General features: G+C 60.1%; 12 protein-coding genes and 1 pseudogene. 9 read left to right on the top strand and 4 right to left on the bottom strand.

The window, feature by feature from the left end:
* Positions 1-156: 156 nt before the first annotated feature.
* The 3 genes from A3M3_RS27545 to A3M3_RS25345 all read left to right on the top strand — a co-directional run bounded on the left by A3M3_RS27545 (position 157) and on the right by A3M3_RS25345 (position 3,334).
* Positions 157-1,515 carry an IS110 family transposase gene (locus A3M3_RS27545; protein WP_081736821.1) on the top strand — a complete coding sequence of 453 codons (1,359 nt, stop codon included), beginning with the start codon at positions 157-159 and terminating at the stop codon, positions 1,513-1,515.
* 191 nt (positions 1,516-1,706) lie between these two features.
* A complete protein-coding gene (locus A3M3_RS25350) occupies positions 1,707-2,930 on the top strand; it encodes a tyrosine-type recombinase/integrase (RefSeq protein WP_051423208.1) in 1,224 nt (407 codons plus the stop codon).
* On the top strand, positions 2,927-3,334 hold the full coding sequence (locus tag A3M3_RS25345) for a DUF6262 family protein (RefSeq protein WP_035742977.1): 408 nt from the start codon (positions 2,927-2,929) through the stop codon (positions 3,332-3,334). Before A3M3_RS25350 ends, A3M3_RS25345 begins: the two co-directional genes overlap by 4 nt.
* A gap of 107 nt (positions 3,335-3,441) precedes the next feature.
* Here A3M3_RS25345 and A3M3_RS0114855 read toward each other — a convergent pair whose 3' ends face one another.
* A complete protein-coding gene (locus A3M3_RS0114855) occupies positions 3,442-7,101 on the bottom strand; it encodes a tetratricopeptide repeat protein (protein ID WP_155854387.1) in 3,660 nt (1,219 codons plus the stop codon).
* A 124-nt stretch (positions 7,102-7,225) separates the two neighbouring features.
* Here A3M3_RS0114855 and A3M3_RS28990 point away from each other — a divergent pair, with 124 nt between their 5' ends.
* The 3 genes from A3M3_RS28990 to A3M3_RS28570 all read left to right on the top strand — a co-directional run bounded on the left by A3M3_RS28990 (position 7,226) and on the right by A3M3_RS28570 (position 12,407).
* The gene (locus A3M3_RS28990; RefSeq protein ID WP_028266982.1) at positions 7,226-7,516 is read left to right on the top strand and encodes a hypothetical protein; all 291 of its coding nucleotides are present in this window, start codon (positions 7,226-7,228) and stop codon (positions 7,514-7,516) included.
* Positions 7,517-8,246: 730 nt separating this feature from the next.
* Positions 8,247-9,476 (top strand): DUF4365 domain-containing protein, encoded by a 1,230-nt coding sequence (locus A3M3_RS0114845; protein WP_028266981.1) that lies wholly within the window; start codon positions 8,247-8,249, stop codon positions 9,474-9,476.
* A 480-nt stretch (positions 9,477-9,956) separates the two neighbouring features.
* Entirely contained in the window at positions 9,957-12,407 is a 2,451-nt protein-coding gene (locus A3M3_RS28570) for a hypothetical protein (protein ID WP_028266980.1), read from the top strand.
* A 553-nt stretch (positions 12,408-12,960) separates the two neighbouring features.
* Here the strand turns inward: A3M3_RS28570 and A3M3_RS25340 are convergent.
* Together A3M3_RS25340 and A3M3_RS29295 are read right to left on the bottom strand one after the other, a co-directional pair.
* Positions 12,961-13,284: a hypothetical protein gene (locus A3M3_RS25340; RefSeq protein WP_035741837.1), complete on the bottom strand. Its 324-nt coding sequence runs from the start codon at positions 13,282-13,284 to the stop codon at positions 12,961-12,963.
* 187 nt (positions 13,285-13,471) lie between these two features.
* Positions 13,472-13,594, bottom strand: coding sequence for a hypothetical protein (locus tag A3M3_RS29295; protein WP_269317307.1), 123 nt, complete (start codon positions 13,592-13,594; stop codon positions 13,472-13,474).
* Between the two features lie 322 nt (positions 13,595-13,916).
* Here A3M3_RS29295 and A3M3_RS27035 point away from each other — a divergent pair, with 322 nt between their 5' ends.
* From A3M3_RS27035 to A3M3_RS28985, 3 genes and pseudogenes are all read left to right on the top strand, one after another.
* Positions 13,917-14,687 (top strand): metallophosphoesterase family protein, encoded by a 771-nt coding sequence (locus A3M3_RS27035; protein WP_028266979.1) that lies wholly within the window; start codon positions 13,917-13,919, stop codon positions 14,685-14,687.
* A 186-nt stretch (positions 14,688-14,873) separates the two neighbouring features.
* The gene (locus A3M3_RS0114820) at positions 14,874-16,175 is read left to right on the top strand and encodes a hypothetical protein (RefSeq protein WP_155854385.1); all 1,302 of its coding nucleotides are present in this window, start codon (positions 14,874-14,876) and stop codon (positions 16,173-16,175) included.
* Positions 16,176-16,512: 337 nt separating this feature from the next.
* Positions 16,513-16,659 (top strand): annotated as a pseudogene (locus A3M3_RS28985) (IS30 family transposase); the annotation flags it as partial.
* A gap of 355 nt (positions 16,660-17,014) precedes the next feature.
* Here the strand turns inward: A3M3_RS28985 and A3M3_RS25330 are convergent.
* Positions 17,015-17,311 carry an HNH endonuclease signature motif containing protein gene (locus A3M3_RS25330; RefSeq protein ID WP_155854384.1) on the bottom strand — a complete coding sequence of 99 codons (297 nt, stop codon included), beginning with the start codon at positions 17,309-17,311 and terminating at the stop codon, positions 17,015-17,017.
* Positions 17,312-17,647: the final 336 nt, after the last annotated feature.

Genomic DNA, 17,647 nt, shown 5'->3' with positions numbered 1-17,647 from the left:
CAGTTGCGGGCGTGTGCGGGAGATCGCCCCAGGCGCTGGAATGGGGCGCATGACGGTTCTCCCGAGGTGGGATGCCCGCTTAGTGGCTTTGGCTGGTGGACCGGCAACGACGGGTTTGTCCCATCGCACGTATTCGATGCGAGAAGGAGAACCATCATGCAGGATCAGGATAAACCCGCCGTCCTTGTGCGGGCAGTGGCCGGTATCGACGCCGCGATCACGGCACGGCACCACATCGCATTGCGCGAATTTTTCGATGACGGAACCGAGCATCTGAGCCGTTTCACGGTCGACCCGACCCTGGCAGGTCTGGAGCGTCTTTCGCAGCGGCTGGCCGCTGTTCCGGCACCGGTGACCGCGGTCGTGGAACCGACGTCCATGACCTGGCTGGCGCTGACCCTCGCGGTCGAACGCGCCGGCGGTCAGATGGAAATGATCGGGGCCCGCCATTCCTCGCGGCTGCGCGGAGCCATCATGGGCAAGAACAAATCCGACGTCATTGACTCCGAGGTGCTGACCCACGCCGGGGAAATTTTCGACCTGCCCCGCCTGGTTCTGGCAGCCCCGGGACAGCTGGCACTGCGCCGGGCCGTGGTCCGCCGGGCGGGAGCTGTCATTGACGGCAACCGGTACTGGCGGCGGCTGCTGTCCTTGGCCCGGTGGGCCTTTCCGGACGTCTGGGCCGCGTTTGCCGGATCCGAGTCAACAGCCTTGGCCGTGCTGGGGCGCTGGCCCGACCTGCGCTCCCTGGCGTCGGCGCGCGCGGCCACCCTGACGGCCGTGGTCGCCGAACACACCCGTGACGTCGCCGACACCCCCGCCCGCGCCACCGCCATCAAAACCGCAGCCCCGCAATGGGCGGATTTCTGGGAAGGCCACCTGGACCTGGACGCACTGGCGGTGGATGTCGCCGAGCACCTGACGGACCTGCACGAGTCCCGGGTCCGGGTGGAGCGGTTCACCTCCCACGCCCGCCAGTGGTGGGAACGGCTTTACGGTGATGACCCGCTCATCCTGTCCCTTCCAGGTATCGGCCCGGCCACGGGTGCCTGCATCCGCGCCTACTTCGGCGACGGCTCGGCCTTCGACAGCGCCAAGAAAGCGGCCAACTACGTCGGCATCACTCCTTCGAACTGGTCATCGGGGACCATGCACCAGGCCCGCCGGGCCATCGACAAGGAAGGCCCCGCACCGCTGCGTCTTGCGTTCTATCAGGCCGCCAGCGTCGCCCGGACCATGGATCCCCAGCTGGCGGCGTTCTATTACCGCCTCATGATCGAACACGGACACTGCCACACCCAGGCCACCATCGCGGTGGCCAGAAAACTGGCCGAAAGGACCTGGAAGACCCTCACCACGGGGCAGATGTATGAGCTCCGGGACCTCGAGGGGCGGCCCCTGACCAAACGGGCGGCGAAGGAACTCATCGCTTCCCGGTACACCGTGACGCCTAAGCAACGCACCCAGTCCAGGTCCCACACCCTCACGGCCAAACGAGCCCGCCTGACCCGATAACAACGTCCCGGCACCGTCGCTGACCAGGCGCGCCCCGCACGCTTGCCCCGTTCACCAGCCGCGTCATGGCCGCATTGACAGGCGACGGCCAGACAAACCGCACCGCGAAACAACGGTGACGGGGCACTCACCATGCCCGTCGTCCACGGCTAAAAAACGCTTGACAAGCGTTAGGGAAGCTCTACCGATTCATGTTCGAAGAGCGCGAGGCTGCTGCCCAAGGGCTTGGTGAGCGCCGTTGGTTGCGTTTGGGGCCGCAACATGCGGCGTTATTCCGATTCGGTGAGAAACCAACTGGCCCCAAGGCCCCGCCCCCGGAACTGGTGCTGAGCGACGCAACCATTAGCAAGATCGCCCAGAACAGCGCACTGCTAGCGGCACCGACAACAGAAGGCGGCTTTGCCGACGACCAGCTAGTCCGCATTCTTGGTCTGCTGATCAAGACTGGGCGGCGGATCAGCGAGATTATCATGCTGGACTACGATCCACTCGTAGCAATCCCCTTCCCGGACCCGAACGGACATGTCGCCCGGCTGCGTTACCAGCAAACAAAGATCATGACCGACGACAACACCATTCTGGTCGATCAAGAAGTAGTGGATTTGATCCGGGAGCAGCAGCGCTATGCCTTGGAATTCATGTCCGAGTATGGCCAATCCGGTGGGAGCCCAAAGTACTTGTTCCTCGGCCGCAATAATAATCGCCACGGGCAACGGCATTACGTCATGTCGGTGGTTCACCGGCGGCTCGGCGAGTTCGCAGCCAACCTTGACCTGCGAGACGAGCAGGGCAATCCGGTGCGGATTTCCAGAACCCACACTTTCCGGCATACCCGCGCGACCAACCTGCTCAATGCCGGAGTGCCGATCCACGTGGCGATGCGATACATGGGCCACAAGACGCCAACGATGTTCATGCACTATGCCAAGACACTCGCCACGGTCGCCGAAAGCGAGTTTCTGCGGTATAAGAAAGTCACCGCCGATGGCCGGGACTACGGACGTGACCCCGGCGAGCTGTTCGAAGCCTTGGCCTTGGATAAACGTACCGACCGCATCCTGCCCAACGGCTACTGCACACTTCCTCCCCGCCAATCCTGCGACAAAGGAAACGCGTGTTTGTCCTGCACAAAGTTCGTCACTGACGCCAGTTTCACCGATGACCTTGAACGGCAACGCGACGAAACCCACAGCCTTGTCCAGCAACGACAGGCCGCGCACATCCAACGGTTCGGCGAAGCCATGACAAGCAACAACATCTGGCTGCGAGGAAGACAAGAAGAACTGGCCGCTCTCGACGGCATCCTTTTGGCCATTGACGGCGTTCGCCAGGAGGATGGCACCTTCACACCTTTGCGCGGGGCCGGAGCACCCCAACAGCGGCTTACGCGAGAAGAAAAGGAAGAAACAGCATGAAACGCAACATCCAGGCGCTAGCCGAGGCAACCCGGCGTCGCCGGGAAACAGCCGAGAAGGCCGTCCACTCCGCACTACGCGGCGCCCGAAAGAACAGCAAGCCCGTAACATTCACCGGGATTGCCAACGCAGCTGGTGTGTCAACTGACTTCATCTACCGTCATCCCGAGCTTCGTTCTCAAGTCGAAGCACTCCGCCGCACCCGCACTCCTGTCCGCGCTGACAGTGCCGAACTCGACCCGGATACAGCTGCCGCCAGCAGCACCCTGGTACGGCGGCTCAGCCAACAAATTGCCGAACTCCGTCGTAAGCATCGAGAAGAAGTCGCCGAACTCCAGAAGGCATTGGGAGCCGCTCACGGCGAACTCCTTTCCCTGCGACGCCAACTCGGCACCAAAAGCTGACACTGCCGCATCACGATCGCAGCTGAGATTTGGCGCTTCGCGGCTAGCAGCGATTGCATCCGCTTTGGGGAGAGCCCACTGGAGTGGCCTCCAGTTCTCGCCTGGATCTAGGTCGGATTGGTCAGAATAATTCTTGCAGCGAGCCTGCGATCATCGTCTTCGAGGTGCTCAACCCACATCAATAGGAGTTGTTTGGCGGCACCTGGCCCGTGATCTTTCAGGAGTTTCGAGTGCATCGCGACGAGAATGGGGGCTAGGGGATCTTCTGCTTCTGGTTCTTCGACGTTGGCTTGACGGATTCCAGCTAGCAAGTACGGGATCATATCAGGTCGTGTCCAAGCCTGACTCATGAGTTGCCCGAGGAGCAATCGGAGATTTACTGAGGCACCTTGTGTGTCGCCCGCCGTGATCCTGATTAGCCCGATCGCTGTGCATTTGACCCATTCTTGTGCGGCCAGTGGGGAGCCGCCGGCGTTCTTGGAGAGCGCCTCTTGCAAGAACTCCATTACAATCGGCGGATCCTCCCAAGTGAACGGCCTCGTCAGCGATGCCGCCGCGCCCCGCGGCTCCCAGCCCTCAAGTTCCGCCGCTAGGCGCATCACCGCGGGTTCAAATCCCAGGTCAACGTGGTAATTCGCGACGAGCACTGACTCCGCGACCCGGGCTAGTTCAGACGGAAGCCGGTCGAGGCGCACGAGCTCTCTCAACAAATCGACGGTGCCGAACGTTGGTAGTCCCTCTTGCGCAGCCATGGATCGAAGGAGGTAGTCATCGCTCCAAAACGCCGTCTTGGTCTCGATCGCGAAGTCGAGGGTGCTTAGCCAGGCATCGTTCGGTGTAAAGTCTCCAAAACGCTTAAGGACTGCCCAACCACGACGGTTGGTGCCGGTAAGAATCCCGACGGTCCTGCCGGCATGGTGGGCGAGCCGTTCAGCCTCCTCCTCGGTAATTCCGATAGGGACGGTTTTCTGTTCAGAGACACTCCAGACGACCGACAGCGTCGATCGAAGCTCAAGGCTCTGCTGCCCGGCAAGTGCGTCCCGGAATGAGTGGTCCGTGCACTGGGTAGACGAGAACACGCCGACCAGCTGGTTGGCGATAGCGGGGTCGAGCAGGGCAAGGGTCACGGCTGCCGTGGTCTCGAGCGCGACAGATCTGCCGAGGGTTTCGCCAACGGCTTCAGTTGCGGCTGGAGACCATCCGGGAACATGGCTGTAGACGCGCCCGGCATCGCGTCTAACTGCCATTTCGGCGTAGCTTCTTCCACTAACGTAGGCAGCCATGCCGAGGGGCAGTTCGCCGCGTGAAACTTTGACACGTAGGTCGACAACAGTGCTTTCCTGACTGCGGCGCTTCAGTATGTCGTCCAATTCGGCCAAAGGGTTGCCGTCTGTGCCGATCTGGATCGCCCGGAAGTTGGTGCTGTCCGGGTATTCATTGGTGTAGTCCGCCGTTGCTGCGTGGAGCGCATTGATGTCGGCCTGTCGTGCCTGAATCTGGTTGCGGGTCAAGCCGAGGTAGATCTCCGAGAGGAAGGCACCAACCAGGTCGGGGTCTTCCTTCCAGCGGCGCATGACTGCCAATGCTCGACTGACGAAGAGGGGGCTTGTGTCGTGAGTCGAAGCGAGCGAGATCCATATCCGTGCGTCCTGAACATTCCGGGGTCTGACAGGCTCGCCTTTGTAGTTGAGTGCTGCCCATGCGCGGTCAGTAGCCCCACTTCGCAAAAGACTGTGAATGAGAATCCACCGAACGTTGAGGTTCTCCGGCGCGATGGCGATCACGCGTCGGACCACGTGAAGCGACGCTGCGGTTGAACCTTGTGCCTCGAGTGCATCGAAACGCACCATAAGCGCTTCCAGCTCGCCGGCCCAGCCGGGGCCGCCCAACGTCACTGCAGACTCGCTGGCCTGAACGGCTTTGCTGTATTGTCCGGCGTGCAGATAGCGGTCGGCCGCCATGCTCATCAGTAGGGGACGGTTCCATCGATGGGCTCCGGTCTCGAGCGCCGCCGCCGCCTCGTCGTGCTGGCCTGCGTCGACAAGATGCTTGGCCAGCTGGACTGTTAACTGCTCGGACTCGTGTGCACGGGCCCTCAAAATAGTGAGTTTTGTGTCGGTATCGGTGTCGGACATCACCTCGTGGATGGATAGCAACTCCTGTACGGCTTGCGGATGGCGCTCCGCCAGGTCGGCCATACTCGGCATTGGTCCTCCGAGTGGGGCAAGAGCGGTTGCAGCTTCCAGTCGTGCGAGGTCATTATCCGCGGCGTCCCAAGCTTTCAACCACTCCGTGACGGCTGTCTGTTCGTCTCCACCGTGCAGAGCCTCCCAAGCGTTGATGGTCGCCGAGGTGTAGGCGTCATCCATCTCGGCCGCTAGTCGCTTGGCTAAATCGAAATTGGCCATGGTGGCAGCGAGCATGGCAGTCTCGCGTCGAAGTCGTGGGTCCTTTAGTTCATCGTCTGTTGCCTCACCGTGAGGAGCCGCCTGTGTCAAACGCCATGCTCGGTCGGTGTCGGTGCTCAAGACGGAGGCCTTGAGGGCCACGAGTATTGGTGCCACACTGTCGCCGAGCCAGGACCGTCGAGAGTCTCGGGCTTTGATTGCAAGCGTGCGGGCGCGCGCGAAGTCGGCCAAGGGATTGTCGCTCTCCCCGTATTGCCCTCGGGAGAGAAGCGCTTCAGCCGCACGCAGCATTGTTCCGCTCGACTCTGGATCAGCCTCAGATGCCTCGAGAGTGATAGCAATGGCCCTGTTAAGATCGCCCTGTGCTGCTGCGGAAGCGCTCAAGATTATGGCTTTGATGGCTTTGTCGTTGGAGTCTTCGGCCTGCCACCCAGCGAGTACCGCTGCACCTTCGGCATGTCTGTTCTCGATAAACGCAAGCCATGCAGCGGCGATGGGGTGCTGCGGCTCTGAGCGCGCGACAAGCTCGCGCACGCGGTCTCGGGAATCTTCTCCAAGGTCGCCGGCGTTCAGGGCAGCGCGGGCCCACCAGTAGCCGGCGTCGGTCATGCCGAGGGCGATGCCTTTCATGATGAAGTCGTTGGCCGCCGTGCGCTCCCCATAATCAGCGGCCACAACTCCAAACCAGCACCATACTGCAGCGGGGGCGGCCTCGAAAGGCGCCGGAGGGTTTCGCGCCCAATCACGCAAAACTGTACCGCGCGAGTCGTGGGTGACCAGCGCGTGGACGAAGTCGGGAAAGGGTCCCCAAACCTCGGCCAAATCCGTGGCGGCAGCTCGTCGCCATGGATGCAGCTTCGTCAGATCTTCGGCAAACACCTCCGGTCCCTTGACTACCTCAAGGATCGTCTTCGTGCGATCCAGCAACATCTCGCGTGTTTGCTGGCCCTCAGCAGTGATTCGGCCGTCTGTCCACGAGGTACCGAGGACCGTCGCTGTTTGCGGAGACTGTACTCGTTGATACTCCATCAAAAGCAGGTCAAGCAATTCGAGGGCGCGTTTTTCCCGGTTCTCCGCAAACTCACCAGAGATGAGCCAAGCCAGGTTGTTAATGGCCGAGTCGACTGATGTGGTGTTCCCGACGGCGAGCTGCTCCCGGACATCATGACGGCCGAGCCACTGTCGCAATGCCTGCTTCGTGACAAGGATTCCGTGTCCCTTCGCGGCCTTGGCTGCAGCACCTGCGACACGACGCCGAAGAAGGCGCTTTTTAAGCAGGTTTCTGAGCTGGCCCGACGCGGGTCCAGCGCCAAGTTTTGCCAGCGCCAGCATTACCGTTCCAGTGCTAATGGGCTCCATCTCGGTCGGCTGCTCCCCACAATAGTCTCGACTGACTCCTCAATTGTGCCGGACGCGATTGCTGCACCACCACCAGCTCTTCTCATTGGGACCGGCAACACTGCAGTCATCGCGTCCCTAGCGCATGCGGAAGCTGGGCATAGAACTCTCCTCCTACCGCTATGCCGACGGAAGTTGGGACAAACCGTTGCTTGAAGTCGGGATTGGCGGGCCGTACGCGGCCTTCGGATGGATGTATGACCAGATGAAGGACGCATCCCAGGGAATCATTGCCGGGGCCGTTGCAATGCTCACTCTCGGCCAGTGCAACTACGACCTGTTACAGGCCTCGAATGCCGACGGAGCCGTCGCAGTCTGGGGAACTGTCCTGGGCCCATTGGGTCCAGCATGGATGCGTTGCCCAGTCGGGACATGAGCACCGCGACTGCGGAGGAGACACCGGTGGCCAAAGTGCCTTCCAGATCGGGGCAAAGAATGGCGAGTGGTTGAGCGGGATGGGGCCGGGACCGCTGAAGACCTCGGCTGGCATCCCGCCGAACCACCAGATCACGGATGGCACTCCAATCGACGCTCCCAGATGTCCAACGTCCTCGCTGCCCATCCCCGGTGGGGTGATTTCTACTGAATCCGGTCCCAGCGCTTCCCGCAGTGTCTTGACAACGGACGAAACGGTGGCGGGGTCGTTGAAGCACTCCGGAAAGCGATACCAAGCGGATCGTCTGACGCTCCTCGCCAGAATCGAGCGACAAAGATAGCAACTTGCTGACAAAGACACCCATGTGCAGAGGTTGGAGAGGCAGCGGCAACTCTGGCTGGGACCCAGCTTGCTAACATCTCCACGATCGATCCCGAGGTCCACGCAGAGCTGCGCATCACCAACGATCCCTGCTAGCCGAAAATATCGGCTTATCGAGGAAGGTGACAGAATTGCGAAACCTGGTTGGCAGGCTTGAAACTGAGCTGGCATCTTCCCGGCAGGCGCGTGCGGAAGACGTTCGGGAGCTACCAGACGGCGGACCGTCGCTGGTCCTGCTAACCGAGGGGTGCCAAGAAACGAATAGTCCTGCCAATGCGGTTCTCCAACGGCGAGCTGGGCTATATAGGCTATGGGGATGGTAGGTAGTCTCCCTGGAACTCCCGGGAATATGAAGTCGGCGGCAGAGGCATTGGCCCTCCTCGAAGGGGCGCTGCGCGCTATGGAGGTTTACCACTTTCCGTGGCCGCAGGAGTTGGACTCAGGAATTGATCTCGTCGGTTTCGCGAGACTGACGAGGGAAGACGGGGATAAGCGGGGTGCCGCGACCGCTTTTGTGGCTGGATTTCAGTCCAAGGGGACTGACAAACACTTTACCGATAATCAGGCGCGCTCAGTTCAAATCGCGCAACACGAGGAATACTGGAAGAACGCCACCCTCCCCGTTTTTGTCGTAAGAATTAGCAACGATGGCGCCGCGCAGCTTGTTGAAGACGCACTATCGTCACTGCATGGGCTTGCATTGATAGCACCCTACGAGGACCGGATAAAGAGCATCCCAACGACTGTGACTATTCAGTCAGCTGCCACCGACATCCGACTACGCATGTTTGCGCATGCCTTGGCACCCTGGATTTCTCAGCGATTGCGGTCTCGAACACTTGCTCACGAAGACGAATTCCGGGGGTTGAATCGGCAATCCGCGTGGTCACTGCTGGACTATACGGCCGGACGGCACTCTGCATTCCCCGTTCCGGGCTCCTGGGCAGACATCCAGCAGTATTTCACGCTCGTGGATTACCTGTATGAAGATTGGACATTCAGGAACCAGCTATTCCAAGACCTCAAAGACCGGGTCAGCGTCGGGCTTGGTGACCAAGGGTATGGGTGGGACGACGAACCTGATCTGGTTAGTGCGAAATCGTCGGCGGCCTCATTACGGACGGGTGCCTTCAGGTTGCTCGGAGGGATGATCGAGCTCCTACTCAGGTTCGAGTCTCTTCTCCCGACGTTGACTGCAGAGCCCATACCTGGCCAACAGTCGCTCAAGGCGCTCCGTGCCCGACTCTCCGCCTACCACCTCGCCGACACGACGGAGAACATACACGCCTACAAAAAAGCAGAAGAGGCGCACGAGCGGCCCAAGGAAGCTCTCGCGCGGAAGGACGTAGAAGACGCCGTCAGGGTGATCACGTGCGTGTGGGACGGGGCGGCAACAGCCCTCGGATACACCCAAAACCAATTGGCAACCGCAGTCAGCCTGTACGGCGGTCAATTCAGCGCTAGCGCCAGCAATACGTTCTACGAACTTCTGCACCGTACAAGCGACGTTCAGGCGGCTTTGTACGGCGCTTTGCGCCCGTGGGCCGCCAAGGCGTTTTACGTGCGCCACTGGGTCTGAACTGCCGGCGCGACGGACGGGATCCCACCATCAATGCGGTAGCCGGCCAGCGCCTAGTCATGCCACCTGCTAGGAGCAGAGCCTAGCCTAGGTTCCGCGGATTTCGAGCGGTTCGGTGCGAAGCGGCGGTTCACCGGGCCAGACAACCACGCCATTCCCCAACCGAGAGTTCTCCATGTTTGAGCACATCCACCCGGGTTGTGCCCGTTAGGCCGCACCAGTTCGTAAATTCGTCGCTGATGCCAGTGGCCGCAAAAAACGTACGGAACTCAGAGGGAGACCTAGGCAACGGCAAGCGATTGATTTGTCCGGCCAGGAGTTGTTCCGGACAAAGATGCGGCTGTGACACGACACTGGATATTTTGCTCTCAGCCACGACCGCTACGAAGTAGTGTCATTCGCCCGGCTGCATACGAAACAACAGGCACGATGGCCCCGTGCCCGCCCAGTCGCGAGGCCCGGCTATGGTGGTGTTTGGAAATGATTGCCAGCCTCCGTCGAGTCGAATCGTGGTTGGTTTTTGGGCGGGATTGGATGCGAACGAAGGACGAGATGAAGTATTTGCTGGATGGCGAAACTCTTGACGGTCCGCATGCCGCTCGGATCACAGTTCGGCCCGAGCGCACAGCAGTGCCAGTGCCCACAGCGGACGCATTGGAGCGAGCGATAAAGTTCGAATGCCAGCTCTGGGGCGGTGCGAACACGCCCTTCGTGCCCGTATCGGAATCCGGCACAATTTCACGCCCATACTTGAGCATCCTCCCAGGGAGTGCTATCGAGCAGGTCAAAGGAATGGATGTCCATGGGCTCTACAACATTGTTGAAACCGGCGTTCAGGTTTCAACAAGAGACCACGGCGCAGAAATGGACGGATTTGGTCGACAGCTTGCCGTTGCTCTTCTGCCCTACGGCAGACAGCAGGACTATCGAGGGCTCGAAGTAGTTCAACTAGCCGACGATGACCCTTGGAAAGGTATCTATGCCGCCTGCCTTGGCCTTCTCCCCGATAAACCTGACCGCCACGTGCTTCGCCATGGGCAGATGAAAGAGGACCTGAGGTTCGAAGACTTCGTAAATCTCAACAGGACGGAGGCGACAGGCTCGCTTGAGGACCTACTGGAACGAATGGTCGATGACACCTCAATGTCCCCGCGCCAGTTATCGATGATCCACCTGGAATACGCACAAAACGGCAGCTACGGCATGCAAGCGGAATCTGGTGTCTTGCCAGAGCCGCATTTCGCCCAAAAGAGCGCCGGGCCCAACATTGTCGTCATATGCTCACCAGGCAACGTCGACGACCTCGCCCTCCTGTGGAATCTCCGGTCTGCTCATGGCGACTATCGACCGTTACCAATCGGAATCCCACTGGCCGAGATGAGACCTGACCTCATCCAGGGGCTGACCGGCCACAAAAGATTTTCACAATATGGAATCGCAGCCGAACACGTCTATGTGACCAGCGCAAGCATTAGCTCAACAGAATTGCCAGAACTATTGGGCGAGCAAGAAGATCAACTATTTCATGTTGTCGACTACAGCGACTTGCTAAAGCTAGGCGGTCCTGCCGGGTGGAGCCGGCAGGACGTCATCGTGTGGGCCGATGGAAAGGCCACCTTCGTTCCGTTGCCGGCCGATAGCAAACGTGAGGTACTTGAAGACGTCCACTTCGCCCGTCATACAAGCATGCAAGTAGATTTGAAGGTGGTATCGAGTCCATTTCCGAATGGGAAAGACATCAGGATTGACGGACCAAACTGCCACTTCTACTCGGGCTCAGTCTCGATGTCCGTCGGCTCCCGAAGGTCAGAACCCATCGAAGTCGTATGGCCAACCCGCATGCTTATCGCGCGCGCCGTCGCGAGCAGTCGAAACCTCGAGATCTCGGAATCCGAACCCGGACGGGCGGCAAGAGTAGCCTTGGCCACCCTTGCCGATATGTGGGAAATTTCAAACCTTGCACATGCTCCCCTCCTTCACCTGCTAGAGGAAATGGCCGCAAGAAGCGGCTTCGGATGGCTAAAGAAGCAAGCGAGGGAATGGAACCGCGAAGTAGCGCCCGCCGAGGTTGTCGGCCCGACCACCGATCAACTCCCGGAAAAGGCATTCTCCGACTTCCAGCATGCACTTGGCAACAGTGTCAAAGCAGCCAAGTACTGGCTGCTCTGGGCCGAGCGCGCAGGGCTGATTGTCAAAGGGTTCCAGCTACAGTGCTCTCTATGCAGCGCCAAACAGTGGATCCCAGTGGCAGCCTTCTCGCCACCCATCGTCTGCCGTGGCTGCACAGAAGTCATGGATGCACCATTTGGCGAAAGCCCACACATTAACTTTACCTACCGGATCTCGGAACGTCTGCGCCGGGTCTATGAGCAGGATGCCATGGGTCATCTACTGACGTTGAGGTTCTTCAACGCAATCTTTTCCCGCTTTACCGGAAGCGATCTAGTTGGAATGCATCCCGGGATGAATATTCATCACAAGGGCGACACCCGCACCCAAGGGGAAGCCGATGTTTTGCTCTTGTTCAGGGACGCGGCCTTCATTCCCATCGAGGTGAAACGCTCATTCTCCGGTATTGTCCCTAAAGAAATTTCCAAACTCGAGCATCTTGCCAGGGTCCTAGATTCGCCGTGGTCCGCGGTCGTAGCGTGTGAGTACGGAATCCAAGCGGCGCCCCAAGAATTCGTCGAACTAGAAAACAGGGGCAAAGGTGCCACACCATTCCGCGTCATACTGAGCTACGACAGACTGCTAGATCCCACTCCAGTTTGGTCGCTGGGTGGCGACCCTTTCGCATGGGATCCACTAACGGCCGAGCAGATCCACGCGAGAGAGACCGCATTCGTCAATCGACTCGCTCAACGTTTTGAAGCAGGACCTTTCGACTGGCTCGAAGACCGAATGCTTGACAGGCCTGGAACGGCGTCCTAGCCAAGGTGTTGGAGAAGCGTGGTGCGTTTTCGACCCCGAGGCCGCGGGTCGGCACCAGCCGAACCTTCCCGGCGGCGTGAAGATCCTGATCGATGTCGGACGCGACAATACACTGAGGTCCAGTCGATCCGTAATTTGCCGCTGCCTATCGAGTACTTCGGATAAACGTCTGGGACCGTCAATCAGATCTAGGGCTACCTCGGCGCCGGAATGGTTGCTTGAACGGGGACCACGGTGCTCCGCGGAGGCAACCGTCCACACGTTCAGGGCGGAAGTTGGTTAGAGCCGGTGGCTGACGTGCTATTCATGTCCACATCCCGATGTGGGACGGAGGGCCTTGACCAGAGAGATGCCAGCAACCGCCAATTGGTCAGCAAGCTGCTGACCCTTTTGGGACGGGGCAGCGTCCTGACCTCCGCCGCCGTTCTTGCCCGCCCCTACACGGCTCCATTGCGATGCATGACGGTCAGCTGCGTGCAGCTGCAATGATCCACTCCACCGATTGGGATCACATGGCCGCTCGGACTGTCGGCATAGATTTCGTCTACCCCTGCTAGTTCTCTTCGAGGCGGCTGATGCTCAGGACTTCGCTGGTGTCGCGCGCTGTGACGGTGAGCCTGTCTCCGACGATGTCGAGCCAGAGTATCGCCCTCTCGCCGACTTTTAGTGTCCCGATTCCCACCAGCGGGATCACCTCGGTGTCCATCCGAAGGGCCGACACTCCAATCGCTTTGTAACTTTCGGTTGGGTCCTGATCCGCTGGCAGACGCGTCAAGGTACGGGAATCGCCGAGCGCAAGCCGGTAGAGGGATCCTGTCGATGTACGGAACGCGAAAGTCCCGGTGTCAGTACCCGTCAGTTCCATGATTTCTGCCATGGCCTGATTCTAGGTCAGCAGTGCGCAGCAGCCTTGGGTCGTGACCGGCCGCGAGAAGGCAGCCAAACAGGTTGCCGGCGGGTGGATTCAGGGATCGTCCGTCAATTTACGGTCGGAAGGTTGCCCGGCCGTCCGGGCCTCAGGACCGGCAGGTGCGCCCTCCTGAGGGCTCCGAAATCGGAATCAGTTAGGCGATGCCTACGGCCAGTATGATCTGCCCCTGCTCGTTCTCACGGAAGAGTTCCTCGCCTTGAAGTCCGGGCTGGTGGACAAAGACGAAGGCCGGTGCCGAGTTCAGCTTGGCGCTCAAGGACGGTTAAGGGTGCGGGTTGAAGGCCCGCAACAGCCCACGAATGCCGTCGTAGGACACGACCTAGTCAGGACCTCGCAGAACCTGAAGTGCGCCAAATCCAATCCTCCGGGCTTCGACCACCAGGCCGAAATGCCAAGCTGGGCGCCAACCAGAACTAAGCCTAGTCGTAGCATCAGTTCAGTGCCTGAGGGTCCCCGCTCGAACGGCGGAACGAGCTTCTCAACATACGAGGTTTGAGGAGGCGCCGGGCTCCGGTGCCTTGAACGACTCCTACCTATCTCAAGCATGGAGGGGTCCCCGGGACTACTAATGTGTTCCTATGGATGATGCTGCTGCGCCGATCGTGATCGCGGGAGACCTGCATGGGAATCTCCAATGGGCGCGAATGCTGATCCGGTGCGCACGCACGGCGGGGGCCCGGACGATTCTGCAGGTTGGCGACCTGGGTGTTTTGTGGCCGGGCCGGGACAAGGGTCGATTCGATGCGAAGCTGGACAAGTACCTGGGTGGATTCGGCATGGACCTGGTCTTCATTGACGGCAACCATGACAACCACCGCGAGTTAAGGCAACTCGACGTTGACGCCGACGGGCTCGCCCGGGTGCGGGACAGAATAAAGTACCTTCCCAGGGCCGGTCGGACCACCGTTCAGGGACTCCGAATCGGAGGACTCGGAGGGGCGTTCTCCATCGACTACAAGTGGCGGAAAGCCGGTGTCAGCTGGTGGCCCGGCATTGAAGAGGTCGAAGCCGAAGATGTAGAACGGCTCGTCGCCGCCGGGCCCCTGGACATCCTCCTGACCCACGACGCACCGGCAGCCGTGCACCTCAAGAGCGAACTCGAGCTGCCCGAGGGCACCATCGCCAGAGCTCAGCTGAGCCGGGATCTCCTGCAACGAGCGGTTGACCATATACGGCCGGCAAACGTGTTCAGCGGCCACTGGCATGTGAGGCGAATCGAGGCACTGCATCACGAGGATGGGTCCGAGTCCCGCGTCGACGTCCTGAACATGGACGGATCCGCAGCGGGCAACGCCGTCCTGGTCTGGCCCGGAGAGTGCCTGAAGATCGAGCCCCTGAGCGTCCGCTGATGACCTCCGGGCAGCCGTAGGCCATGTCTCCTGCTCCTAGATCTGGTAGTTCGTGGCCATGTACCTAAACGTCCGGAGGTTCCTCAGTGAACACAGAAGGGGCAGCGGCATAGCCCATTCCATTCAAACGAGGCCAAACCCCACGGCAGCGCGTCTACGGTGCCCTTCGTAAATATCAAATCATCCATGGAACAGACTGATAATGGTGCGGTGACCAACCATATCCAAGGAAATGTGCCAGATGGCGATGTTTCGCCTGACAATCCGCTGATGCGCGCCTTATCCCCCGAGGAGCAGGCCCTCTTGCAGATCCTATGGGAGTACTTCGTCCGATCATCAGCGGATGTGAATGACCTTGGATGGCCGTTCTGGTTCTATGTAGAGAAAACGTTCAGTCGCCAGTATCCGAACGGGCCAGAGGCTAAAGATGTCCTCGAGTCACTTCCTTCAATCCCTCGGCCGCCCGACGCACAGCCAACAGCGGCATACTCACTGCTGTGGTATCAGAACCAGGCCATCCAGGAACCCACGGCGACCGACCCTGTAGGACTGAGCATTGCTGGTCTGGCCCAGCTCGGTAAAACCAATCGGGTGAGCGCCGATACCGCAAACGTGCTCGTGGGCGTCATGCGGAGCCTCGCCGAGTACGAGGACCAGCAGGAACCCCAACCCCACGTCGTCACCAATTCCCAGGTAAACCTTGCGGAATATCTGTCCTGGTTCTCGAAGGCAACTCGTGAGAAGTCGTTCGTGGTATCCGGCCGGCTGATCAGCGAGCTCTTGTCCAGAGAGTTCGTTCGCGTGAACGCGTATTGGAGCGGCGGTCAAGCGACGGCGTCTCTTTATGGCGCAAGCCTCAAGGACCTTCTGACGGTCGCTGACGCATCGGACTACCTTGACCTCGTCGTCGCTCGATCATTGGCGGCCGAACTTCCGAGGTGGCACGACTCCCCACTCCCTCTGGTTCAAACGCTGGACTACCTGGCCTACGTTTTTGCTGCGGATCCCGCGTTTGGACGGCGATTGATAGCGGCACCTGATCTTCAGTCGGCAGCGTCTCTGGCCGCTACGGCCAACAGCGCAGCCGAATTCGAGTCCCATTTGAACGGGATCTGGAACCTCATCGATGGGTTCCAACTGCCCGAATGCTCGGAAGAAGTCCTGAAGGCAAGGTTTGGTGGCGACGCGGCGAAAGGAAGCCTGAATTATCTGGATTGCTGGTTGACGGCCAACCTCGACGCCGACGGTTTCGACAGGGTGGAACGTGCTCTTCAAGTGATCAGATCCGTGAGAAAGATTCGAGTGAGCCATGCACACTCAAGGCACGAGACCAGAGCGGCAGCAATTAGGGCCCAACGCCAGTTAGGCCTGCCGGACATGATTCACGATTGGGGGACGGCCTTCGAGCTGGTTAAGGCACGACTGGCTGGAGCTTTCGACGTCATTCGCCATGAAACCCAGTCTCGCCCCCGGTCCGAGTCCACATGACTCTTATGGTCGGCATACAACGGTGTTGTCGCTCCGGAGCGGCCACAGGGATCAGCCTATCCTCGAATTTTGGGGCTGGCCAAGACCTGATTCCCGCATTACTGTCATCGTCATCGGCGAGAACAGTCCCACCCCTATTCGCCGATGAACTGCGCGAGACAGCGCAATTGGTCAACAAGCCGTTGACCAATTGGCTTGCGCGAGGCACTCTCCTAATACAGTTCATTTGCCGCGGCAGAACCATAGAGCACCTTCAAGCGGGTTTTACCCGTTACGCCGCGTGCCGCAGGATTGTTAAACGTCCCCGGACAGATGACCCGTTTCAGACTACGTCCGGCGCCAGTACTTCCCGAAAGGCACGGACCTGAGCATCTACAGCGCCGAAGACCTCGACTGGGTCGCACAGGAACTCAACGACCGGCCACGCAAAAGACTAGAGTTCAGGAAACCGATCGAATTGATCGAAGGACTCCTGTTGCAATAGCCGCCTGAATCCGCCGTTCACTGAGCGAGACAACGGGTGCGCGCAGGGTCGTCTTGGCACGGAACAGCTGCCTGACGGCTCGGTGTTCAAACCTTGACGGGCCGATCAGGAACTACCAGGCCACCCGTATTCAGGTAGTCGGGGGCCGGTGCTCTGCGTCGGCAAAGACGGCCGTCGGGAAAATCCTATCTACAGCCTCCTGCCACGAGCGCACCAGATCGTCGGGAACGAGGGACCAGTCGTCATGTTCGGCGAGCTCCGAAACGCACTTGCCGTCGCACAGGGCGAGAACCTGACCCTACGCCGGAAGCTTGCCCGGACGAAATAGCCTGGACGCGACCAGCCCTGACGGTCACTATTTGTGGCTATCCAGGAGACCCAGCACCTCCGCCGCAGTCGACCAATCCGAAGCCATGACCCGCTGGGACCGCGCCAAATCGGTACGTCCGCTGCACAGGGCGTCGAAAAGGGACGCTTCTACCTGGTCTTTGTCGTTTTGGATGAACGCGGACTTTGACGCGATTCCGGAGACGAAGGTGTTCGGCTCCGGCCAGAGATTACGGACATCAGAAGCGCCGCCATCAGCCAGCGGCACAAGGTGGTCCAGTTCGTAGTGGCCCGCTTCTGACCACGGCAACCCGTAGGCTGCCATGATTTTCCGCTTTGCCGCCGTGGTCATCGCCGCCGGAGGGCGGACGCTGGTCGTGTAACCGCCCTTACGGCAAACATTTGTCCCCAGATTCTTCTGGGTGACCCGCGAATCGACTGCGCCGGGAGTGCATTTTGGATCAGGTAACGGCTCACCTCCGCCGGTCCAACGCATCTGGCACGCCCCGGGCGCCGGGACAGCGCCTTCGAGCCCAGAGTCCGACCACCCTGGACCCGGCACAACTATCGGTGCCGAAGACAGCGCAAGCGTCGTGCTGCCTACCGCCGTGGGTGCGCCTGTCGGTGAAGGACTAGCCGCCCCCAACAGCATCTCCGATGC

It is taken from the genome of Arthrobacter sp. MA-N2, from assembly GCF_000517125.1.
GTDB classification, from domain to species: domain Bacteria; phylum Actinomycetota; class Actinomycetes; order Actinomycetales; family Micrococcaceae; genus Arthrobacter; species Arthrobacter methylotrophus.
This window is presented reverse-complemented; position numbering and strand designations above follow the sequence as displayed.